Genomic DNA, 21,337 nt, shown 5'->3' with positions numbered 1-21,337 from the left:
GGTGCCGGCCCGCCAGGGTGGCGGACCGGACATGGGGTTAGCGGAGTTTCCTGCGGCGAGAGACGTAAACGCCGGTCAGGCCTAATCCCAGCAGGGCCAGGGTGCCGGGCTCGGGTACCTGGCCGGTGGGCAGGTCCACGGTATCCAGTGTCTCACCCATCACGTAGGAATAGCTCAGGTTGACCAGCTCCCCGGAAAACAACGAGCCAATATCGAACCCCAGGCCAATAGCGTAGTCCCCATCGCCATCGTTGACGCCGGCAAGGTAGGCATCCGGGTCGGTGGACCAGGGCGCGGAGATTCCGGAGTTATGGGTGATGTCGGACTGGGTGTAAAGGCCGAGGGTCAGTCCGGTCATGCCGCCCTGGGAATTCACGAAGTCTTCCTCTGCAACACCGGTCGTGCCGCGGGTGTTGGTGGTGTCATAGGAGCCGTGGGTGTTGACGTCCGGGTCTGGATCGATGGCACGGACGAACTTCACATCGCTCAGGTCCTGGAGCGCGGTGATCGTGGTCAGTACATCAATGCGCTCGTCGTCGTCATTGAACGAGTAGTTGTGGCTGATGGTAAACAGGTCACTGTATTGACCAAGCCAGGAAACATGGTTGTCGGCGCTGCCGCCTGACAGGTCCGTCGGGCCGGATATGGCGCCGATATCACCGGAGGTGTAGGCGTTATTGTTGCCAACGAGACCGGTCTGGGCTGACTGGACGCCAAACCATTCCCAGGGGGTGCCGGGTGTCAGATAATCCTCTGGCCCCCAGTCGCGGGTGCCGCTGGGGTCGTGGATGATGCCGGGATCGGCGCTGCCTCCGGCGCCGAGGGTGCCATTGTCACTGACCGCAGTACGAACGTAGTCGCCTTCCATCACGATCGGGGCGGCGACCGCCGAACCGGTAAACAGGAGTCCGGTGGCAGCCAGTGTGAGAGGAATAAAGTGGGATTTGGTACTTAAGCGCATGTGTAACTTCTCCGTGTCATATTGAGTGCATTTCATGCGCGGACCTAAGGAGCAAGTACCGGTCCTTTGTTGGTTTAAGTCTTTAAAACCAATAACATAGAGTTTGTTGGCCTGACGATTCCTCCGGCAGGTGTAAAATGGTCTGACAGTCGGTTATCGGTTGTTGTTATTCCGACGAATCCCGCCGATGGCCCGGCCGTTCCCACTCCGGCGGGCGCCATAGGTGCTGGAGGCGGGATCTCAATGCACCCGGGCGAGTCATGTCCCGGAACATATCCCGGTACTCATGGGTCCACAGCACAATCAGGTTGTTGGAGTACACCGGGCGGGTGATGCCGTACTCCGGGGGATTCCGGGCATCTTCTTTGGTAAAGGTGCCAAACAGGCGGTCCCAGATAATGAGAGTGCCGCCGTAGTTGCGGTCGATGTAGTCCGGATTGCGACCATGGTGCACGCGGTGGTGACTGGGTGTGTTGAAAACCCGTTCCACCCAGGACGGCAGTTGCCCGATCAGGGTGGTATGGATAAAGAACTGATACACCAGGGACAGGGCATAGGCAACGCCGATCCAGACCGGGTTAAAGCCGATAAACGCCAGGGGCAGGTAGAACATCCACCCGCCGTTGAAGATATTGGTGGCGTTCTGGCGCATGGCGGTGGAAAAGTTCATTCGCTCCGAAGAGTGATGAACCACGTGTGCGGCCCAGAACCAGCGTATGCGATGGCTTGCCCGGTGCATCCAGTAGAAACAGAAATCGACGCCCAGGAAGGTCAGGAACCCGGTTGCCCAGTTCAGGTCCAGATCCAGCAGTCGATAGTGGTAGAAGAGCGCGTAGACCGGAAAGGCAATGATGCCGGCAAATAATGCTTCGGTGATTTGATATCCCGCACCCAGGGCGAAATTGCGGATGGCCTCCCGGGTGTCCATCAGTTTCGGGTTGTGTCGAAGCTTCAGGTATTCCCAGATGGCGATGGCGATAAACACCGGTGTTGCAATCATGAATATGAGTTGCCGTTCGTCCAGCGCCAGCCAGGGCGCTATAGTGTTCCACAGGGGCAACAGGCCGCTGTTTTCCAGAACGCTCAGCATCATGTCGGTAATGGCCATAAATAAGGTCCGGTTTTCCGTAATTGTGTGTTATCTATTTTTGCCCGCCGCCGGCTTTCATAATTGACGATATACGCCACTGAATTGATAATTCATGCCAATGTTGAGGCAGTGGTCAGGAGTTGTTTGCCATGGCGAGAGTGGTAAGGGTAACCGGGGCCTGGACCAGTCTGTTGGCGGACTGGCTGGACCAGCAACACCTTGATGCGGGCCTCCTGCGCCCGGAACTGGCGCGCTGGTCCGCACAGGATAATGTACCGGTGGCGGTCTGGCGTGACCTGCTGGCGCGGGGGCTGGCCCTATGTCCGGAGCGTGCCGCGCCGGAACTGGACGTGGGCAGCTGTGTGCGACCGGGGCACGTCGGAGTGCTGGGGTACCTGGTGCTGGCATCGGACACGCTGGGTGAAGCCATGCTGGCCTACCAGCGTTACGAGACCCTGTTCTATGGCACCACGCTGGCGGAAATCGAGATTGATGGTGACCAGGCGGAAATGCGCTGGCCGCCGTCGGACAATGAACTGGGCCAGCAGGCGGACGGCGTATCTATTGCGGCCCTGGTGACCTTTCTGCGGCGACAACTCGACAATCCGCCGCCACCTGCTTCGGTCTCGTTCATGGAATCCGTCGGCGCGGATGCCGAGCGCGCCTATGAAGCGTTCTTCGGGTGCCCCGTCAGTTGGAATGACAGTCACGTGCGGGTCCGGTTCCCGCTGGAATATCTCAATATTTCCATGCCAAGGCGGGATCCCACGCTACGGGAACTGCTGGACCGGCAGGCCCAGGCCCTGCTTCGGGCGTTGCCTGGCAGCTCGGACACGGAACGACAACTGCAGCAGGTGCTTTTAAAGCTGCTGGCCGATGGCGAGCCAACCCTCGAACGTGCTGCCAAAGCCATGTACATGTCACCCCGCACGCTCCAGCGTCGTCTCGCCAGTCATCGGCTCAGCTGGCAGCAATGGCTGGATCGCAGCCGTGAGCAGTTGGCGCGGCAGTATCTCGCGGATGCGTCCCTGACGTTGACGGACATTGCCCTGTTGCTGGGGTTTTCGGAGCAAAGCGCCTTTACCCGGGCCTATCGGCGCTGGACAGGTGTCTCTCCCGGGCGTGATCGCAGGCGGGTCAGCGGTTAACCTGGTATACCTTCTCCAGTACCTGCAGCTGGGGTTGCCATTGCCTCAGCCAGTCCTGAATCTCGCGGGGGATGCGATTCTCCCGCGGCCAGGGCACTGGGTACTGTTCCGGCTGGAACATGGGGGCGAACAGGCTTGCCGCAGTGAGGTCGGCGCGGGAGAAGGTATCGCCCGCCAGGAAGGTTTGTTGGCGGTAAGTGTCCGTCAATTCCGTTAACACTGCTTCCATGGTCTGGCGTGAAGTCATGGCGGTTTTCTCGTTGATCTTCATCCACTTGCGCATGATCTCGTCGACCCGGCTGAAGGCCAGTTTCAGCAGGATCCGGTTGTAGAACGGAGTTTGTGACGCCAGCAATGGCACAACCACCTTGGGACGCTGCAGGAAATGGTGGTAGGAATAACATCGCACCGCTGGCCCCGCTTCCTCATCCAGGCGTTTTTCCCAGGCCAGTGCTGCTTCTCTTGCCTCGGGGTCAGTCGGTGTCAATGATCGCTCGGGGAAGGTGTCATCCAGGTAGTCCAGGATCGCTGACGAACCCTGGACAATGTGGCCATCATGATCCAGGACCGGGACCGATGAGTTCACCCCGGTGAGTTTGCGGATGGTATGGACGTGTTGGCCCGGCAGCAGGCTGTGGGTCTGGTATTGCAGCCCTTTGAAATCCAGCGCCCAGCGTACTTTTTCGCAGTAATGGGAAATGGCGAACTGGTAGAGCCTGATGGCCATTGCTAATGTCTCCTGATGTGGGTGATCCAAGAATAAAGTGGTTGCCCCGGGATAAGAAGTCCATTCGGAATCCAATCACGCTAATGCTAAATATTTCCATAGCGTAATGAGGGTTGTGGGCGAATTCACTTTAGAATTCACGGTTGTTGAAAACTGATATCAGGGACGGAGCTATGACATTGCAAAACATCGGACTGATCAGCCTGTTGGGCGCCGCATCGTTAATGGCGGTCGGTTGTGCGTCTACCAGCGATTCCGGGGGTGACAGTGATATCCCGGCGGATCGTATGGTCTGCGGTCAGGCCACCATTGATCTGGACTACCGGGAGGATTCCGGGCAGCTGGTGCTGACACATGAGGATACCCGCTACACCCTGGAGTCTGCCAAAAGCGCCTCCGGGGCACGTTTTACCGATGGAGACGACAACGAAACGGTGTTCTGGAGCAAGGGTGACTCAGCGACCCTGACACTGAACGGAAACGAATTGCCCGAGTGCCTGGCTGCCGGTTCGCTTTCTTCGCCCTTCGTTGCCCGGGGGAATGAGCCGTTCTGGCACGCCACACTGGTAGGCAGGGAATTGACGCTGAGCCGTATGGGTGAGGCGACGGAAACCCTGTATTCCAGAGTGGTGGAGCAGGGAAAGAATGGCCAGACCATCCGCGCCGAGCGTGACGGGCTCAGCGTAACTCTGGATGTTGCGCCACAACTGTGCATGGATTCCATGTCCGGCATGCCGCATCCGAACCAGGTCCGGCTCTCCGTCAATGGCGATACCTGGGCCGGTTGCGGGGGCGATCCGGAACGACTGTTACGTGGCGCTGAATGGGTGGTGGAAGACATTGGCGGGCGCGGAATCATTGACAGCTCGCGGGTGACCATCCGCTTCCTCGGTGACAACCGGGTCGTCGGCCAATCCTCCTGCAATCGTTACTTCGGGCCGTGGAATCTTACCGGTGAGGGCCTTGAAATGGGCCAGATGGCCGGCACGCTGATGGCCTGTGCGCCGGCCTTGATGCAACAGGAAGGCCGTTTCCTGGAGATGCTCTCCGAGGTTCAGCGCTTCCAGATTGGCCAGAACGGCGAGTTGATACTGACCACGGCAGATGGTGACACCCTGCGGGCTTTTCAGTCTTCCGGCAAACCGTAAGTTGCCATTATCTCCCCGATCCGCCCGCTTTCCCGGAGCCTGACTGTTCCTTCGGACAGCAGGGCGGCGAGTTGCCCGGAGCGCTCATTTTCCGGTGAAAACGCCACATAGGTGTCGGTTTTCTGGAGCAGGCCGGCATCGCGGGGAGGGGGCGTCATGATCTGGTCTTTCATTGCCCAGGTCATGACGTAAACATCCTCCGGATAGACATCGGCGCGATGTTGCTCCAGCAGGTAGATGGCCCTGTTCAGGGGGGATGGCCCTGAAATTACCCAGACTCTGGAGGGTTCGTCAGCGTGGGTCTGGATATAGTCATCCAGCTCCGTGGAATAGGAGTAGCCATTGATGGCCAGCAGAGTCTGATCTGTCAGCGACTCCAGCCCCTGATAAAGCCACTGGCTGTTTGCTCGTGTGTACATGGCGATGTGTGAGCGTCCCTGGGGCTCATCCGGGAAGACAAGGTCCGGAGCGTCGGTGGAGAAAGCGCCGACGACGGCATCCAGCTGTCCTTCTCGGGTCATCTGCAGCGCCCTTGCCCAACTGATGTTCAGGTATTCCACCTCATACCCGGACGCTTCAAACACCTCCCGGGTAATATCGATCATATACCCTTCCCGTTGATCGCCTGCCGCGCAGTTGTGTGGGCACCAGGGATCCGCGCCAATGGTGATGACCGGGCGTTGGGGATCGGAACTGGCAATGGCCGTGCTGTCGGTGTCCTGATTCAGCGTATCGGCAGCCTTGGGGGCTTCGGAAGGAGAGCAGGCGCTTAACAGCATGGCCAGCGTCAGCAAGTAAACAGCCTTGGACATGATAGCAGTCCGTAAACACCGCAGACGGCGGCTCTGTTTCTATCATAGTCTGTTCCGGTTTCTTTGTAATGGGAAGCGAGCCGGCACTGTCAAATAATTGCAGCATATCGCTGTCATGTTGGAAGGTCGCCAGAAACCGGAGCCCTACATGACCGAGCTGAAAGATCTGACCCCCCATGCCGCGATTCCACAGGAGCAAGCCACCCGGGACGCCCGCCAGCGCCGCCTGTTGAGAACCTTTCTGCCGGAGCTGGTCTCCCTTGAACGGGTACTGGCGGAAGCGCCTGAGCAGGTGACTGCGCGGGTGATCGAACGGACCCGGGTTGGGGCAATGAAGCTGCCGATCTACCGGGTGGACCTGGGGAGTGAGGCCGCAGATGCGCCAGTCATGGTCCTGGTGGGCGGGGTTCATGGCCTGGAGCGGATCGGTAGCCAGGTGGTCATGGCCTGGCTGCGTAATCTGCTGGCCAGGCTGACCTGGGACGATCATCTCAAGGGATTGCTGGAACGGGTGCACATCACCCTCCTGCCGATTCTGAATCCCGGAGGCATGTACCTGAACCAGCGCAGCAATCCCAATGGCGTTGACCTGATGCGAAATGCCCCGATCACGGCCCAGGACCGCAGCGCCTTTCTGCTGGGCGGGCAGAGGCTCTCACCGCGTCTGCCCTGGTACATCGGCGACCCCGAGCAGGGAATGGAACTGGAAAACCGGGCCCTGGAATCGGTAATCAACGGCCTGTTGCCGGGCCGTCCTTTCAGTATCGCGCTGGACTGCCATTCGGGGTTCGGCTGGCAGGACCAGATCTGGTTCCCCTATGCCTATCGCCGCCGGCCCATGCGCAAGATTGCCTCGGTGCTGGCCCTGAAGCTGATCTGGGAGCAGGCCTGGCCGGACCACAACTACAAATTCGAACCCCAGTCGCGCCACTACCTGACCCATGGGGATCTGTGGGATTATTTCTATAAGAAGGTGAACCGCGACAGCACCGGGACATTCTTGCCGCTGACCCTGGAGATGGGCTCATGGCGATGGATACGCAAGCGCCCCCGACAACTCCTGCGCCTGGATGGCCTGTTCAATCCGCTGGTGCCCCATCGTCACCAGCGGGTGCTACGCAGTCATCTGGCATTCATGGACTTCCTGCTCAGTGCCACGGCCAGCCACGGGAACTGGTTGCCGGATAGCACCGACGAGTCCATGCTGAGGGAGGCAGCCATCATGCACTGGTACAAGGATAGCGAGTAAACATGGACTGGATACTTCTGCGTGGACTTACGCGGGAACAGGCTCATTGGGGAAGCTTCCCCGAACGGCTTCAGCTGGCCTTTCCCGAACATCGTTTTCACGCGGTGGACTTACCCGGTACCGGGGTGCATTACCGTGAGCCCAGCCCCGGCTCCATCGCCGCCATCCGCGAGAAAGTGCAGCAGCAGGTCAGCCATATTCCAAAACCGTACAGCATCCTGGCGCTTTCCATGGGCGGCATGGTCGCCCTGGACTGGGCACAGCACGTCTCCGAAGGGGAGATCCAGAATCTGGTGCTGATCAACTCCAGTTCTGGTTTCAGCCCGCCCTGGCATCGGATGCGACCGGTTTCCTGGGCAAAGATCGTGCGGCTGCTGACCAGAAAGGAACTGTTTGACCGCGAGGCCGATATTCTGAGGCTGACCTGCAACACGGAGCCGGAACTGCAAACCATCAAGCACTGGTATCGCATCCAGCGTCAGCGCCCCGTGTCCCGGCACAATACCTGGCAGCAGCTGCGGGCGGCAGCTTCATTCCGGCCGCTGAACCGGAGACCGTTGCCAGACGCGCTGTTGCTGGCGAGCAAACGGGATCGCATCGTGTCCTGGAAGTGCAGCGAAGCGCTGGAGCATCGCTGGCAGTGGACCCTGAAACTGCACCCGGAGGCAGGGCACGATTTGCCTCTGGATGATCCGGAGTGGGTCGTAGCGCAAATACGGCAGTGGTTGATCGCCTGATACCAGTTGCTTGACGCAACCGTTCTTTCACGTCAGTCTTTTGCATGGTTGTGACGCGTTCAAACTCACTGACGGAGCCAAGAATAATGAAAATCTTCGAGACGAAAACCGCACCCAATCCCCGCCGAGTCCGCATGTTTCTGGCGGAAAAGGGGCTGCTGGACAAAGCCGAGTTCGTGGAGATCGATATCCAGAAAGGGGAGAACCTGACCCCCGAGTACGTCGCCATGAACCCGATGAAAAAAGTGCCGGTGATGAAGCTCGACGACGGAACCTGCGTGGCGGAGACCATGGCCATTTGCCGTTACTTCGAGGAGAGCTATCCGGAGACGCCGACCCTGCTTGGTGATACTGCTCTTGAGAAGACCATGATCGAACAATGGCTGCGCTGGATTGAGCTGTATTTTTTCGTGCCCACCGGTATGTGCTTCCAGCACACCAGCGGTTATTTCAAGGATCGCATGAACCCCATCAAGGAATGGGGGGAAGAGTGTGGGGTTGGCGTTGAAAAGTTCATGCACTTCCTCAACAAGCATCTGGAAGGCAAAGAGTACATCTGTTGCGACCGCTTTACCGCTGCTGACATTAACGCTTTCACCACCGTTGCGTTTGCCAAGGTGGTGCAAATTCGCATCAAGCCGGAGCAGACTCATCTGCAAGCCTGGTTTGACCGCATCAAGGCCCGCCCTTCAGCCCAGGTCTGACAGGTGGTTAACGAGCAATCCATGGTACCCAATCAATGAGCCAATCCGAACAACTCGACTGCGCCTTGCGCGCCATCGACGACGCTAACCGTGAAGATCCCAACCGGGAGCAGGTGGGAAACGACCTCCTCCCGCGGGAATACGCCTACAGTCAGCACATGACCCGCTGGCTGTTCGAGCTTGAGCCGGCGCCGACGGAGCGCATGCAGATCGCTTGCCGGGCCCAGCACATCGAGCGCTGGACTATGCCCCGCAAGGATTACCCCGAAGGGCGAAAGGGCTATTACGAATGGCGTCAGGCCTGCGGTCGCATGCATGGCCGGCGGGCGGCGGAGATCATGGCGGCTTGCGGGTACCCGCAGGAGGAGTGTGACCGGGTCGAGACGATTCTCACCAAACGGGAATTGCGCAAGGACGCGGATACGCAGTTGCTGGAAGACGTCGCCTGCATGGTGTTTCTGGAGCGTTATTTCGCTGACTTCTATGAAGAAAAGGCGGAGTACGATCGGGAAAAATGGCTGCGGATTGTCCGCCGCACCTGGGGCAAGATGTCGCCACGGGGGCATGAGGCCGCTCTGAAGCTGGCCAGCGACCTGCCTGAGCATCTGCTGGCATTGTTGCAGGAGGCACTGGCGGAGCCTGAGGGCTGAACCGTGCCTCAAGTCAGCGGATAAGTCGTGTCAAAATACGCTGTGAATACCTCCCTGTACGCTCGGCTCCGCCATCCATGGCTCCGCACGATTTTGACACGACTTATCCGCTGACTTGGTTAAGCCTTGTGAGTCAGTCCTCTTGGAAAAACAATTCTCGCAGTTTTTGGCCGGGCTCTTCCGCCCGCATAAACGATTCGCCTACCAGGAATCCGTAGATACCTCGCTCGGTCATGGCGGTGACGTCGTCCCGGGACATAATGCCGCTTTCGGTAATGGTCAGTCGATCTGCTGAAATCCGCTCATGCAGGTCGAAAGTCGTGTCCAGGGACACCTCGAAGGTATGCAGGTTTCGATTGTTGATGCCCACCAGCGGTGTCTTCAGGGTCAGCGCGTCGTTCATTTCCTCGCCATCATGGACTTCCACCAGCACGTCCAGTCCGATTTCGTGGGCGATGCCCTCCAGCTCCTGCATCTGGTCTTTGGTCAGGCAGGCGGCAATCAGCAGGATGCAGTCGGCGCCCATGGCCCGGCTTTCGTAGACCTGGTACGGCGCCACCATGAAGTCCTTGCGGATCACCGGCAGGTTGCAGGCCTTGCGGGCGGCAACGAGATAATCCTCGTGGCCCTGGAAGAAATCCCGGTCTGTCAGTACAGACAAACACGCAGCGCCGCCCCGTTCATAGCTCTCGGCAATCGCTGCCGGTTCAAACGGATCACGGAGGATGCCTTTGCTGGGCGAGGCTTTTTTGATTTCGGCGATAACCGCGGGTGTGGCTTGTTCAATGCGGGTACGCAACGCGTTGGCGAAGCCTCGCGCTGGCGGTTGGTCACCGGCCATGGCTTTCAGGTCGGAAACCGAAACCTTCGGCTTCCGCTCGTCAATCTCTTCCCACTTTCGATCGACGATCTTTCGAAGGATGGTGGGAGTCTTGTCCAGGTGTCTGTCACTCATTGCGGGCCTGCTAAAAGTTTGCGAGAACCGGTGGGGCGGAGCTTCCCAAAACTGTCTGCAGCCATGGATGGCTGCAGCCAAGCCCTACAGGGATGTATTCACGGGCGTGTTTTGGGAAGCTCCGCCCCACCGGTTCGTCCTGCTCCAATGTTTACCTAACCGATCAAAAGCACTGAGAAAAGTCAGCCAGCTCAGACATCTTGCCCGCCGCCAGTCCGGACCCCATGGCGTCCAGAGCCATATCGACACCGGCTGTCGGCGTGTCGGCCAGGCCGGCCACGTAAATGGCCGCGCCGGCGTTCAGGGCGATCAGGTCACGGGCCTTTTCGGCCATTTCGTCGTGCCCACGCCCGAAAGCGGCTCGGATCAGTTTCAGGGACTCCTCGGAAGAATCCACGGTCAGACCGACCAGGGACTGGCTCTTGATGCCGAGGTCTTCCGGGGTGAGGTCGTACTCAGTGATCTCGCCGTTCTTCAGTTCCGCCACATGGGTGGGGCTGGCCAGGCTGATTTCGTCCAGGCCGTCTTTGGAGCACACCACCATGATATGTTCGGCGCCCAGGCGATGAAGCACTTCGGCCATGGGACGGCAGAGTTCACGGGTGAACACGCCCACCAGCTGCCGCTTCACGCCCGCCGGATTGGTCATCGGGCCAAGAATATTGAAGATGGTACGGCAACCCAGTTCCTTGCGGGGGCCGATGGCATGCTTCATGGCGCCGTGGTGGGCCGGTGCAAACATGAACCCGACGCCGATCTGTTCGACGCAGCGAGCCACCTCCTCCGGTTTCATGTCCAGGTTGATGCCGGCTTTCTCGATCAGATCGGCGCTGCCGCTTTTCGAGGACACGCCCCGGTTGCCGTGCTTGGCGACAAAGCCGCCGGCAGCGGCCACCACGAAAGACGCGGCCGACGACACGTTGAACAGGTTGGCGCCATCGCCGCCAGTGCCGACAATGTCCACCAGCGGCTCCGCCTTGACCGTGACCCCGGTTGCCAGCTCCCGCATGACTTCCGTGGCGCCGGTAATTTCGTCAATGGTTTCGCTCTTCAGGCGCAGCCCCATGAGAAAGGCGCCAATCTGCGCATCGGTGGCTTCTCCTTTCATGACGATACGCATGACGTCCTTCATTTCCTCCCGGGACAAATCCAGGTTGGAGGCAATGCGGTTCAATGCTTCTTTCATGTCCATGGATAGCTGGCCTCTCAGGTTGTTCTCAGAAAATTACGCAGTAGCTCGTGACCCTGTTCCGTCATAATAGACTCTGGGTGGAACTGCACCCCTTCGATGGGCAGGGTTTTATGGCGAACGCCCATGATTTCCTCAACGGAACCGTCGTCGTTGCGGGTCCACGCGGTGACTTCCAGGCAGTCGGGCAGGGTGGTCTGATCGATCACCAGACTGTGGTAGCGAGTGGCCTGGAGAGGATTGCTCAGGCCCCGGAAGACGCCGGTATCCTTGTGATAGACCGGAGACACCTTGCCGTGCATCACCCGCCCGGCCCGGATTACCTCACCACCGTACACCTGGCCGATGGCCTGGTGGCCCAGGCAAACGCCGAGGATCGGCAGCTTGCCGGCAAAGTGGCGAATAGCGGCCATGGAAATCCCGGCCTCATTCGGTGTGCAGGGCCCCGGTGAGATCACCAGACGCTCCGGTTTCAGCGCCTCGATTTCCTCTACCGTAATCTCATCGTTGCGGTACACATGAACATCCGCACCCAACTCGGCCAGGTATTGCACCACGTTGTAGGTGAAGGAATCGTAGTTATCGATCATCAGCAACATAATCTGTTCCTCCGCCTCAGTGGTCGAAATCGTTGTAGGTCATGGCGACGGCGCGGAAGATCGCGCGGCCCTTGTTCATGGTTTCCTTCCACTCAAGGCGGGGCACCGAATCGGCCACCACGCCGGCCCCGGCCTGGATATGCAGGGTGTTATCCTTGATCACCGCCGTACGGATGGCGATGGCGGTGTCCATGTTGCCGTTGAATGACAGGTAACCCACGGCGCCGCCGTAGACGCCCCGTTTTACCGGTTCCAGCTCGTCGATGATTTCCATGGCGCGGATCTTGGGGGCGCCGCTCAGGGTGCCGGCGGGCAGCGTGGCGCGCAGGACATCCAGGCAGCTGGTGTTTTCTTTCAGGCGACCGGTGACGTTGGAGACGATGTGCATCACGTGGGAGTAACGTTCCACGATCATCTTGTCGGTCAGTTTCACGGTACCGGTCTCGGACACCCGGCCGGCGTCGTTGCGGCCCAGGTCGATCAGCATCAGGTGCTCGGCGATCTCCTTGGGGTCGGCCAGCAGTTCGGCTTCCATCGCCCGGTCCTCGGCCTCGGTGGCGCCGCGTTTGCGGGTGCCGGCAATGGGGCGGACCGTCACTTCTTCGTCTTCGACCCGTGCCAGGATCTCCGGTGAGGAGCCGACGATGTGGAAGTCGCCCAGGTCGAGGAAATACATGTAGGGGGAGGGGTTGAGCACCCGCAGTGAGCGGTACAGGTTCAGCGGTGGTGCCTCGAAGGGAATTGACATGCGCTGGGAGATGACCGTTTGCATGACATCGCCATCGAGCACGTATTCCTTGATCTTGCCCACCGCGGCTTCGAATTTTTCCTGGTTGAAGCCGGAGATGAAATCGCCTTCATCCACGGTCTTGCCGCGCAGGCTGTCCGGCGTTCGGGGGGCATCCGCGGTTTGCCGGTGCAGTCGTGACTCCAGCTCATCGATGCGCAGTTGGGCCTGTTCGTACGCTCCCTTCACTGCGGGATCGGCGTGGACAATCAGGTGCAGTTTTCCGCGCAGGTTGTCGAATACCACGATTTCATCGGACACCATCAGCAGAATGTCGGGAGTGCCGATCTTGTCCGGAGGGCAGCTCTGGCGCAGGCGTTTCTCGATGTAGCGCACGGTGTCGTAGCCGAAGTAACCGACCAGGCCGCCGTTGAAGCGGGGCAGTTCTGGCAGATCCGGTGCATTGAATCTCGCCTGGTACTGCTCGACAAAGGCCAGGGGATCGTCCGCTTCGGTCTCCTCGATCACCTGGTTGTCACGGCTGATGGTGACCTGATGGTCGTGAACCTTGAGGACTTCGCGGCAGGGCAGGCCGATGATGGAATACCGGCCCCATTTCTCGCCGCCCTGAACGGATTCAAACAGGTAGGAATAGGGACCGCTGGCCAGCTTGAGATAGGTGCTCAGTGGGGTGTCCAGGTCGGCCAGGACTTCGCGGTATACCGGGATGCGATTAAAGCCGGCTTCGGCGAGCTCGGCGAATTGCTCGGGTGTCATGTAACGGTTTCCTGAAATCTGATCTGCTTGTTAGCTGGCGCTGTTTCCGGTTTGTCCGTTGACAGTCCAGCCGATGGTTGCGGCCATCATAGGGGCACAGCCCAACCGGCCGCTGGCCTGATTCAGCCAGTGCGCCATCGCCACCATCGTGTTGCGCGGGTTGTCAGGATGCCTCGCGCTGCAGTCAGATTCAGTCCCTGCACGGCAGGAATCTCCCGAAATGAAGTAATCAACGTATTATCCTTGTGAGATTACAAAAGCTCAGCCAGTGAATCAACCACTGTGTCCGCACCCAGTGAGTCCACGGGTGGGCCATAATTGTAGCCATAGCGTACCGCCACGCATGGAATGCCTGCTGCGAGAGCGGCGTTAATGTCCGCTGCCGAGTCACCCACCATGACCGTGGTGCCGCGGGTTCCGTTGAGGGTCTCCATGGCGTGGAGTAGTGGGGCCGGGTCCGGTTTTTTGACCGCCAGGGTGTCGCCGCCGATGGTCAGGTCGAACCAGTGTTCCAGTCCCATCTGTTCCAGTAGCGGTGCTACGAACTGTTCCGGTTTGTTGGTGACCACCGCCATCCGGCAACCCTGTTCGGCCAGTTGCGCCAGGCAGTCTTCCACCCCAGCATAGACCACCGAGTGCTGGCCGTTAAGTCGGGTATAGGCCTGGGAGAAGATGGCGAGGGCATCGTTGAACAGGGCGTCGTTTTTGGTGTCGACCGGCTCCCAGTCAACGGCATCCGCCAGTGCCCGGCGCACCAGGATTGCTGCGCCGTTGCCGACCCACTGCCGTACCTTGTCGATGCCGGCGGCTGGCCGGCTGAGGTGTTCCAGCATCTGGTCAACGGCGGCTGCCAGATCCGGCGCGCTGTCTACCAGGGTGCCGTCAAGATCGAACAGGGCCACGCCCGGCCAGCGGGCATTGAACAGACCATTCAGGCTCATTGGTTTATGCTCTTTCTGGCCAGCTCCAGCTCGGCGCGCATCTGATCGATGGTCGCCTTGTAATCGTCGGTGTTGAAAATGGCGGAACCGGCGACGAAGGTGTCGGCCCCGGCTTCCGCGATCTCGCGGATATTGTTTACTTTCACGCCGCCGTCGATCTCCAGACGGATGTTGTGGTCGCTGGCATCAATGCGCTTGCGGGCCTCCCGCAGTTTGTCGAGGGTGCCGGGGATAAAGCTCTGGCCACCGAAGCCCGGGTTCACCGACATCAGCAGGATCATGTCCAGCTTGTCCATCACGTGATCCAGGTAGTGCAGAGGGGTGGCCGGGTTGAACACCAGGCCGGCCTTGCAGCCACCGTCCCGGATCAGCTGCAGGGAGCGGTCAATGTGGGCAGAGGCTTCCGGGTGGAAGGTGATGTAGCTGGCCCCGGCGTCAATGAACATGCGGATGAGGTCGTCCACCGGCGATACCATCAGGTGTACATCGATGGGGGCGGTGACACCGTGCTTGCGCAGGGCTTCACAGACCATCGGGCCGATGGTCAGGTTGGGCACGTAGTGATTGTCCATGACATCGAAGTGCACGATGTCCGCTCCGGCTGCGAGAACGGTATCGACTTCTTCCCCCAGGCGTGCAAAATCCGCGGACAGGATCGATGGGGCAATCTGGTAAGGGTTCATGACGGCTCTCTCGATTGGATTGATGTTGGCATGGTCAGCGGTCCTGCCGCTTGAATCCGATAGGGTGCTAGTCTACCAGTTCAGCAATGGTTTTTCGCAGCGTAAAGAGTGAGTGCTTGTGAGCAATTGGTACAACGAATGGGTATTGCCTTTGGTGGGGCTGGTGCTGCCTCTGACGATGACTGGTCCTGTCCTGGCGCAGGATGCCGACAACCAGGCCGAACAGAAGGCCGAGCGGGTGACGGTTTCCACCGGTATGGGGTCGGAGTCGGTCGCTGTGCAGCGACCGGACGATGTCGTCCGACTGGATCTGGAAGGTGACGAAACCGGGCTGGCGTTGTTCGAGCCGGAGCTTCGGACGCCGGTTAAGGGGGCGGTGCTGATGCTGGCGGATGAAGGCCAACCCGCCGGGACCAACCTGTTGACGGCCCTTGGCGAGCCATTTAAATCGTCCGGCTGGGCAGTGATGACGGTGGGGCTGGAAACGCCGCCGTATGCGGTACAGCAGTTCTGGCGTCATGGCGGTGATCGCTCGGACAGGGCTGCCGGCAGCGTGACGGGGGATGAAAACGCAGAATCAGTAATGATTAACGTCATGGAAGACGGCGATCTGGGAGACCTTGAAACCCGATACAATGACCGGGTCCAGAGCCTGCTCGACGCCGCATCCGCTGATCTCCGGCAGCGGGGCTATGACCGGGTGGTGCTGGTCGCGCTGGGGCAGGGTGTGGTTCACATGGCCCGCTTTGCCAGCGGTAATGATGGCGAAAGCGAGATGGTCTGGATTGCGCCGTGGTTCTATCCCGGTAACGACCAGGCCTTGAACGAGATGCTGGCAGGGAGGGATGGACTGTCAGTGCTCCACCTCCACAGCGCGCGGCAGGATTCGAATGCCGCCACGATGCTGCCGTCCGAGCGAGCGGTCCGCCTCAGGGATGCCGGTATTGGCCGTTATCAGACCCAGGCCGTCGCCATGAGGACGCCCCCCGGGGTCCGGAATGCCGGGGCTCTGGCCAACCGCATACAGGCCTGGTTAAACGCCGACTGAGTGGATTGCTGTACTACTGGACGTGGTGGCTCCTGATGAGCTCCCACGCCTGCTGGTAACGCAGCAACCGGTCTTTTGCCAGGGCCTGCTCGGTGGCATTCAGGGTTTGTTGGGCGAGCTTGTCCGGGTGGCATTCCGACACTTTCTTGCGGTAGGCGCGCTTGATGCCCTCCAGGGGTTCGCGGCGGGTTACCCCCAGTAACCGGCAGGCTTGTTCGTAGCTAGTGGGGGGAGGCTGGCTTTCCGGCTGGGTGATCCAGACCTTGCAGGCGTAGCTCTCGAGGATGTCATCACTGACTTTGACCGGTAGCCCGAGCTGGTCGATGGCGTCCTCGCAACGATAGCGTCGTGGCTTCCGGGGTTTGCCCTGAAGCTGGGCGGCATGGCACAGGCAGATGGCAATCCTGAGCGCCGGTGATGGCCACAGATAGTGCACCATTCGCAGTCTCATCGCCCGGAGGGCTGGTAGCTCACTGGCATCCTTGCCCTTCTGGAACCAGTTGATGGCCTTGCGCCGTTGACGCCGGGATAATTTCAGCGCTTTCATCAGGGATTCGGCGAAACCGATATCGGCTTCGGTAACCCGGCCTTCGGACCTGGCAATGTAGCCCAGAAAGAAGAACAGGCTGCGCCGGCACCAGCCCGGCAGGCTGGTACGCGTGATCAGCTCGCTGGCCTGGTGGCCGCAGGAGGACAGCTCTTTCAGGAGTTCGGAAAACTCTGCATCGAGACGGGCCGGGAGCATGTTGTCACGATCATTCGCTGCCATGGCTTACCCCTGGCCTACGTGAAGCAGGTTGTCCAGTTGGCGCAAACGGTCGGGCGTGCCGATGTCCATCCAGTCGCCGTCGTGGTACACCCCCCGGGCCCGGCCCTTTGCCATCGCCGCCCGCAGGATCGGGGCCAGCTTCCGCGACCCGGCAGGCAACCCGTCGAACAGGCGCCGGTGGAGCAGGCTGATCCCGGAAAAAGTCAGCTTGCCGTCGCCCTCGGTGCTGACGCGACCATCGTCGCCCAGGTGAAAATCGCCGTCCGGGTTGTGGTCGGGGTTAGTGGTGAGCACCAGCAGGGCATCGGCGTCTTCCGGCGGTGTCAGGCTGCTCAGGTCAAAGTCGCACCAGATATCCCCGTTGATCACCAGAAACCAGTCATCACCGCCGGCCGCCAGCATGGGCAGGGCCTGGACGATGCCGCCAGCGGTTTCCAGGGGCGAGGCCTCGCGTGAGTATTCAATGCGCACACCAAACCGGTCGCCGTCTCCCAGGGCATGCTCGATCTGCTCGCCGAGCCAGGCATGGTTGATCACCACATGGGAAAAGCCTGCACGCCGAAGGTTATCCAGATGATGAACGATCAGAGGCTTCCCGCCGGCTTCCAGCAAGGGTTTGGGGGTGGTGAGCGTCAACGGGCGCATGCGTTCACCTTTACCGGCTGCCAGGATCATCGCCTTCACTGTGGTGCCTTTTGTGCGGTGGCCGTGGGTGCCGGGCCAATCACCTGTTCGATCCTTGGCATCACGGTGTCCGACAGCCATTCATGGAAATGCCTCAGGGCACCCTGCCTGGCGCTGGCTTCAATGATGTAATGGACGGTGCGGGGAATGTCGTCCAGGTAACCATCCTTGCCGTCGCGCAGGGACAGGCGCGCGAAAATGCCCGCGGCTTTCAGGTGCCGCTGCATGCCCATCAGTTCAAACCACTGGCGGAAGGTGTCCGGGTCCGCCTTGTGCAGACCGGCGTCCGCGCTCAATTGCCGGTACTGCTCCACCCAGCGGACAATATCCGCCTCCGGCCAGCGGATATAGCAATCCTTGAGCAGGGAAACCAGATCATAGGTCACCGGGCCGCGTACGGCATCCTGGAAATCGATGACCCCGGGGCAATCGGTATCGGAGCGAACCAGCAGGTTGCGGGAGTGATAATCCCGGTGCACCGTGACCTCCGGTTGCGCCAGGGCGGATTCCCGCAGAAAGGCAAAGGCGGTGTCCAGCATGGCCTGTTTGACATTGGAGAGCTTGAGCCCGAGCTTCCGGGTCAGCAGCCAGTCGGGAAACAGCGCCATCTCGCGGTCAAGCAGGGCGGTGTCATAGGGCGGAAGGGGGTAATCCGGCGTTTCGGTGAGCTGCTGGATGCGCTGGAGCTCCGTCAGCGCGCCCTGGTAAAGGTGGTCTGCCGTGTCGGGGGTCAGTTCGCCCAACATGAGCCGGTCGCCGAAATCCTCCAGCAGCAGGAAGCCCTGCTCCAGGTCGTCTTTCACCACATCGGGAACCGATACGCCCTGAGCGTGCCAGTGGCGCGCAATGGCCACGAACGGGCGGCAGTCTTCATGATCCGGCGGTGCGTCCATGACAATATAGGGGCGCTGGCCGGTGGCCGTGTTGCCGAATACCCGGAAATAACGGCGGAAACTGGCGTCTCCGGACACCGCGGTCGGGGCGGCCTGCTCCAGGCCGGGAATCTGTCGGACCCACTGGGTCAGCATTTTCAGGCGGGTATCCATGAAGCTGGCAACTGTCCTGGCAAGGTGAATGTTACGTGTGGCCAGGGAGTTATTCAGACGCTCCCTGATAGAGCTGAAAGTTAGCAGATCAGTATAGAGAGGGTAAAACGGTTTTGCAGCAAAGTCGGGTTTCCGTTAACAAGGCGGGGAGCCCCGTGTAAACTAGGCGCCCTGAAATCCCTGAACCTTCAAGCCATTTGTGAAGCCCTTGGCCTTCAAACCATTTGAAAGGAACCCGACCACCGTGCCAGTACCAGCCAGGAATCTGCGAACACCGGCCCAGCGGTCGAGGCACCCCAAGGGAAGGCAGCTTGCGTGCGGAGCGGGTCTCGCATTCATGGCGCTAGCCTGGTCGGGTCCAGTGCTGGGGGACGATGCACCGTCCGCCGCTGAAATCGACTGGCGCCCAAGGTCCGGGTTGCCGGAATCGGTGCGCAATACCCTGCCCGCCTTTTGTGAAGGTGGTTACCTGCCCTCGGAAGCCTCGATGACGGCGCCTGGCACTGGCAGTACGTTCGGAACCGCGCCGGATTCGGAACAGCCCCTTCATGCCAGCGGCCTCTCCGCCCGCTATGAGCTGGATTCCGAATTATACCTTCAGGGCGATGTGCGGATGCGCCAGGGGCGTTTTTCGGTGACTGGGTCCGAAGCCCGTTATGATCAGGTGAACGGTAATGTGTCCGTGGCCGGCCCCCTGGTCAGTCGTGGGGAGGCGTTCCTGCTGACCGGTGAACAGGCGGACTACGATGTAAACACCGGACATTTTGATATCAATACCGCCACGTTTCTGCTTCACGGCGCGGAGATGCGCGGGTCGGCGGGAACCCTGTCGCGCATCGCCGAGGATCAGGTGCTGATCAGTGAGGGCTCGCTGACTACTTGCGCGCCCAACCAGAACGACTGGTCCATCGTTGCCTCTGATATCCACCTGGATCAGGGGGAAGGTTTTGGTACCGCCAAACACGTGCGTTTGCGGATCAAGGACGTGCCGGTCTTCTACTGGCCCTACGCCAGCTTTCCCATTGATGATCGCCGCAAGACCGGTTTCCTGTACCCCTCGTTCGGTACATCCAATGCCGGCAGCGGCGCCTATCTATCGGTTCCCTATTACCTGAACCTGGCGCCCCACTACGACGCCACCCTGACGCCGCAGTATATTCATGGCCGGGGCCTGTTTAACGAAGTGGAAGGCCGTTACCTGAGCCCCTGGGGCGAATCGGTCCTGCAGCTCGGATACATCAATAACGACCTTGAGTACCAGAACGAATTTCCCGATGAGGATGGCGAGCGCTGGGCGCTGGATTTTACCACCCGTGCCGGGCTCGGCGGCGGCTGGAATGCCTATGGCGATTACTCGGTGGTCAGTGACGAGGATTACCTGAGCGACCTGAACCAGAACCTGGAAATCAACCAGACCACGCACCTCCAGCGCCGTGGCGGCGCCCGCTATCGGGATGACTCGCAGTATTTCGAGGTCTACGCCAACGGCTACCAGACGGTCACCGATCGCATTGCCGAACGCAACAAACCTTATGCCCAGTTGCCGGAAGTGATCTACGGCATGACTACGGACCTTGGGCCGGTGGAAACCAACCTGGAGAGCCAGTACACCTATTTTTACCGGGACAACGCTGAGCTGACTGGTCTGGATCGGGCCAACGGTCAGCGGCTGCGGGCGATACCGGAAGTGGCTCTGCCGTTGCGGACACTCTGGGGTTTTACCCGTCCGTCGGTCAGCCTGGATTACACCCGCTATGAACTGGAAGACTATGAACTGAACCGTGCCGGCTTTGATCGCACCGTGCCGGTCTTCGAGTGGGACTCGGGGCTGTATTTTGATCGCCAGTCCAGCCTGTTCGATATCCCCTATAACCAGACGCTGGAGCCCCGCCTGTATTACGCATGGGCCGACGCCGATGCCGACCAGGACGAGATTCCCGATTTCGATAGCGCGCTCCGCTCGTTCAGCTTTGACCAGCTGTTCCGGCGTAACCGTTTCACCGGCGGCGACCGGGTTGGCGACGCGAATCAGTTGACGGTGGCCCTGACCAGTCGTTTCAATGACCTGGTCACCGGCGCCGAGCGGGCCCGCTTCAGTATCGGGCAGGTGCACTATTACGATGACCGGGAAGTGACATTGCTGGGGCGCGGCGCGGACGACCGCAGCGACTCACCGCTGGCAGGGGAAGTGCTTCTTCGCCCGCTGGAGACGCTGGATATCCGCAGTTCCGGTCTGTGGGATCCGGACACCCAGCAGACCGAGGAAGGGCGCAGCCAGCTTATCTTCCATTCGGAGGATTACCGTTACCTGGCGACACTTGGCCATACCTACAGCAGAAACGAACTGGAACAGTCGGATATCGGGGCAGTTTTTCCTGTCACAGACCGTGTTAGTCTGATTGGCCGCTGGGTTTACGACTCCCAGCTGGATCGCACCGTCGGTTCACTGGCGGGCATTGAATATAATAATTGTTGCTGGAGCGTTCAGGTGGTCCACCAGAACTACCTGACCGACGATGAGGAGCTGGAAAGCCGCATGCTGTTCCAGATCCAGCTCAAGGGGCTGGGTGGCAGTGGCGGTTCTTCCGATCGGATCTCCGAAGCCATCTACGGATTTGATGAGCGGGAACGCCGTCGCTTTGGCGGCACGGCCACAAGGTACGACTGAATCAGCGTGTAGCGGGCGTTCCGCA

General features: G+C 60.1%; 21 protein-coding genes. 8 read left to right on the top strand and 13 right to left on the bottom strand.

The window, feature by feature from the left end:
* Positions 1-37: 37 nt before the first annotated feature.
* The gene (locus tag ACJO3M_RS18385; protein ID WP_407002835.1) at positions 38-961 is read right to left on the bottom strand and encodes a PEP-CTERM sorting domain-containing protein; all 924 of its coding nucleotides are present in this window, start codon (positions 959-961) and stop codon (positions 38-40) included.
* 166 nt (positions 962-1,127) lie between these two features.
* Positions 1,128-2,069 (bottom strand): sterol desaturase family protein, encoded by a 942-nt coding sequence (locus ACJO3M_RS18380; RefSeq protein ID WP_407002834.1) that lies wholly within the window; start codon positions 2,067-2,069, stop codon positions 1,128-1,130.
* 131 nt (positions 2,070-2,200) lie between these two features.
* On the opposite strand from ACJO3M_RS18380, the gene ACJO3M_RS18375 reads away from it, so the two are divergent.
* Entirely contained in the window at positions 2,201-3,199 is a 999-nt protein-coding gene (locus ACJO3M_RS18375; RefSeq protein ID WP_407002833.1) for a helix-turn-helix domain-containing protein, read from the top strand.
* On the opposite strand, the gene ACJO3M_RS18370 is transcribed toward ACJO3M_RS18375, so the two are convergent.
* Positions 3,189-3,926, bottom strand: coding sequence for a glutathione S-transferase family protein (locus ACJO3M_RS18370; RefSeq protein ID WP_407002832.1), 738 nt, complete (start codon positions 3,924-3,926; stop codon positions 3,189-3,191). The genes ACJO3M_RS18375 and ACJO3M_RS18370 overlap by 11 nt on opposite strands.
* Positions 3,927-4,099: 173 nt before the next feature.
* Here ACJO3M_RS18370 and ACJO3M_RS18365 point away from each other — a divergent pair, with 173 nt between their 5' ends.
* On the top strand, positions 4,100-5,074 hold the full coding sequence (locus tag ACJO3M_RS18365; protein ID WP_407002831.1) for an META domain-containing protein: 975 nt from the start codon (positions 4,100-4,102) through the stop codon (positions 5,072-5,074).
* Here ACJO3M_RS18365 and ACJO3M_RS18360 read toward each other — a convergent pair.
* Positions 5,053-5,886, bottom strand: coding sequence for a substrate-binding periplasmic protein (locus tag ACJO3M_RS18360; RefSeq protein WP_407002830.1), 834 nt, complete (start codon positions 5,884-5,886; stop codon positions 5,053-5,055). The genes ACJO3M_RS18365 and ACJO3M_RS18360 overlap by 22 nt on opposite strands.
* A 148-nt stretch (positions 5,887-6,034) precedes the next feature.
* On the opposite strand from ACJO3M_RS18360, the gene ACJO3M_RS18355 reads away from it, so the two are divergent.
* The 4 genes from ACJO3M_RS18355 (at position 6,035) to ACJO3M_RS18340 (ending at position 9,226) form a co-directional block, all read left to right on the top strand.
* Complete coding sequence (locus ACJO3M_RS18355; protein WP_407002829.1) at positions 6,035-7,135, top strand: M14 family zinc carboxypeptidase; 1,101 nt, start codon at positions 6,035-6,037, stop codon at positions 7,133-7,135.
* A 2-nt stretch (positions 7,136-7,137) separates the two neighbouring features.
* The gene (locus ACJO3M_RS18350) at positions 7,138-7,872 is read left to right on the top strand and encodes an alpha/beta fold hydrolase (RefSeq protein ID WP_407002828.1); all 735 of its coding nucleotides are present in this window, start codon (positions 7,138-7,140) and stop codon (positions 7,870-7,872) included.
* A gap of 86 nt (positions 7,873-7,958) precedes the next feature.
* Positions 7,959-8,576 (top strand): glutathione S-transferase family protein, encoded by a 618-nt coding sequence (locus ACJO3M_RS18345; RefSeq protein WP_407002827.1) that lies wholly within the window; start codon positions 7,959-7,961, stop codon positions 8,574-8,576.
* 35 nt (positions 8,577-8,611) lie between these two features.
* A complete protein-coding gene (locus ACJO3M_RS18340; RefSeq protein ID WP_407002826.1) occupies positions 8,612-9,226 on the top strand; it encodes a DUF4202 domain-containing protein in 615 nt (204 codons plus the stop codon).
* Positions 9,227-9,359: 133 nt separating this feature from the next.
* Here ACJO3M_RS18340 and trpC read toward each other — a convergent pair whose 3' ends face one another.
* From trpC to rpe, 6 genes are all read right to left on the bottom strand, one after another.
* Positions 9,360-10,181, bottom strand: a complete 822-nt coding sequence (gene trpC / locus ACJO3M_RS18335; RefSeq protein WP_407002825.1) for an indole-3-glycerol phosphate synthase TrpC — start codon at positions 10,179-10,181, stop codon at positions 9,360-9,362.
* Positions 10,182-10,344: 163 nt separating this feature from the next.
* Positions 10,345-11,373, bottom strand: a complete 1,029-nt coding sequence (gene trpD, locus ACJO3M_RS18330; protein WP_407002824.1) for an anthranilate phosphoribosyltransferase — start codon at positions 11,371-11,373, stop codon at positions 10,345-10,347.
* 14 nt (positions 11,374-11,387) lie between these two features.
* Positions 11,388-11,969 (bottom strand): aminodeoxychorismate/anthranilate synthase component II, encoded by a 582-nt coding sequence (locus tag ACJO3M_RS18325; protein WP_407002823.1) that lies wholly within the window; start codon positions 11,967-11,969, stop codon positions 11,388-11,390.
* A gap of 16 nt (positions 11,970-11,985) precedes the next feature.
* Entirely contained in the window at positions 11,986-13,473 is a 1,488-nt protein-coding gene (gene trpE, locus ACJO3M_RS18320; protein WP_407002822.1) for an anthranilate synthase component I, read from the bottom strand.
* 251 nt (positions 13,474-13,724) lie between these two features.
* Positions 13,725-14,414, bottom strand: a complete 690-nt coding sequence (locus ACJO3M_RS18315) for a phosphoglycolate phosphatase (protein ID WP_407002821.1) — start codon at positions 14,412-14,414, stop codon at positions 13,725-13,727.
* Positions 14,411-15,097 carry a ribulose-phosphate 3-epimerase gene (rpe, locus tag ACJO3M_RS18310; protein ID WP_407002820.1) on the bottom strand — a complete coding sequence of 229 codons (687 nt, stop codon included), beginning with the start codon at positions 15,095-15,097 and terminating at the stop codon, positions 14,411-14,413. Before rpe ends, ACJO3M_RS18315 begins: the two co-directional genes overlap by 4 nt.
* Positions 15,098-15,215: 118 nt before the next feature.
* On the opposite strand from rpe, the gene ACJO3M_RS18305 reads away from it, so the two are divergent.
* Positions 15,216-16,145, top strand: coding sequence for a DUF3530 family protein (locus tag ACJO3M_RS18305; RefSeq protein ID WP_407002819.1), 930 nt, complete (start codon positions 15,216-15,218; stop codon positions 16,143-16,145).
* 13 nt (positions 16,146-16,158) lie between these two features.
* Here the strand turns inward: ACJO3M_RS18305 and ACJO3M_RS18300 are convergent, their stop codons facing one another.
* The 3 genes from ACJO3M_RS18300 to ACJO3M_RS18290 are packed head-to-tail and all read right to left on the bottom strand — an operon-like array spanning position 16,159 to position 18,644.
* Complete coding sequence (locus tag ACJO3M_RS18300; RefSeq protein WP_407002818.1) at positions 16,159-16,914, bottom strand: co-chaperone DjlA; 756 nt, start codon at positions 16,912-16,914, stop codon at positions 16,159-16,161.
* Positions 16,915-16,917: 3 nt separating this feature from the next.
* The gene (murU, locus tag ACJO3M_RS18295; RefSeq protein WP_407002817.1) at positions 16,918-17,598 is read right to left on the bottom strand and encodes an N-acetylmuramate alpha-1-phosphate uridylyltransferase MurU; all 681 of its coding nucleotides are present in this window, start codon (positions 17,596-17,598) and stop codon (positions 16,918-16,920) included.
* Positions 17,595-18,644 (bottom strand): aminoglycoside phosphotransferase family protein, encoded by a 1,050-nt coding sequence (locus ACJO3M_RS18290; protein ID WP_407002816.1) that lies wholly within the window; start codon positions 18,642-18,644, stop codon positions 17,595-17,597. The genes murU and ACJO3M_RS18290 overlap by 4 nt, the downstream gene beginning before the upstream one ends.
* Before the next feature lie 337 nt (positions 18,645-18,981).
* Here ACJO3M_RS18290 and ACJO3M_RS18285 point away from each other — a divergent pair, with 337 nt between their 5' ends.
* Positions 18,982-21,312 (top strand): LPS-assembly protein LptD, encoded by a 2,331-nt coding sequence (locus tag ACJO3M_RS18285; protein WP_407002815.1) that lies wholly within the window; start codon positions 18,982-18,984, stop codon positions 21,310-21,312.
* Positions 21,313-21,337 lie beyond the last annotated feature (25 nt).

Origin of the sequence: Marinobacter alkalisoli, from assembly GCF_045449795.1 — a bacterium.
Classification (GTDB): Bacteria; Pseudomonadota; Gammaproteobacteria; order Pseudomonadales; family Oleiphilaceae; genus Marinobacter.
This window is presented reverse-complemented; position numbering and strand designations above follow the sequence as displayed.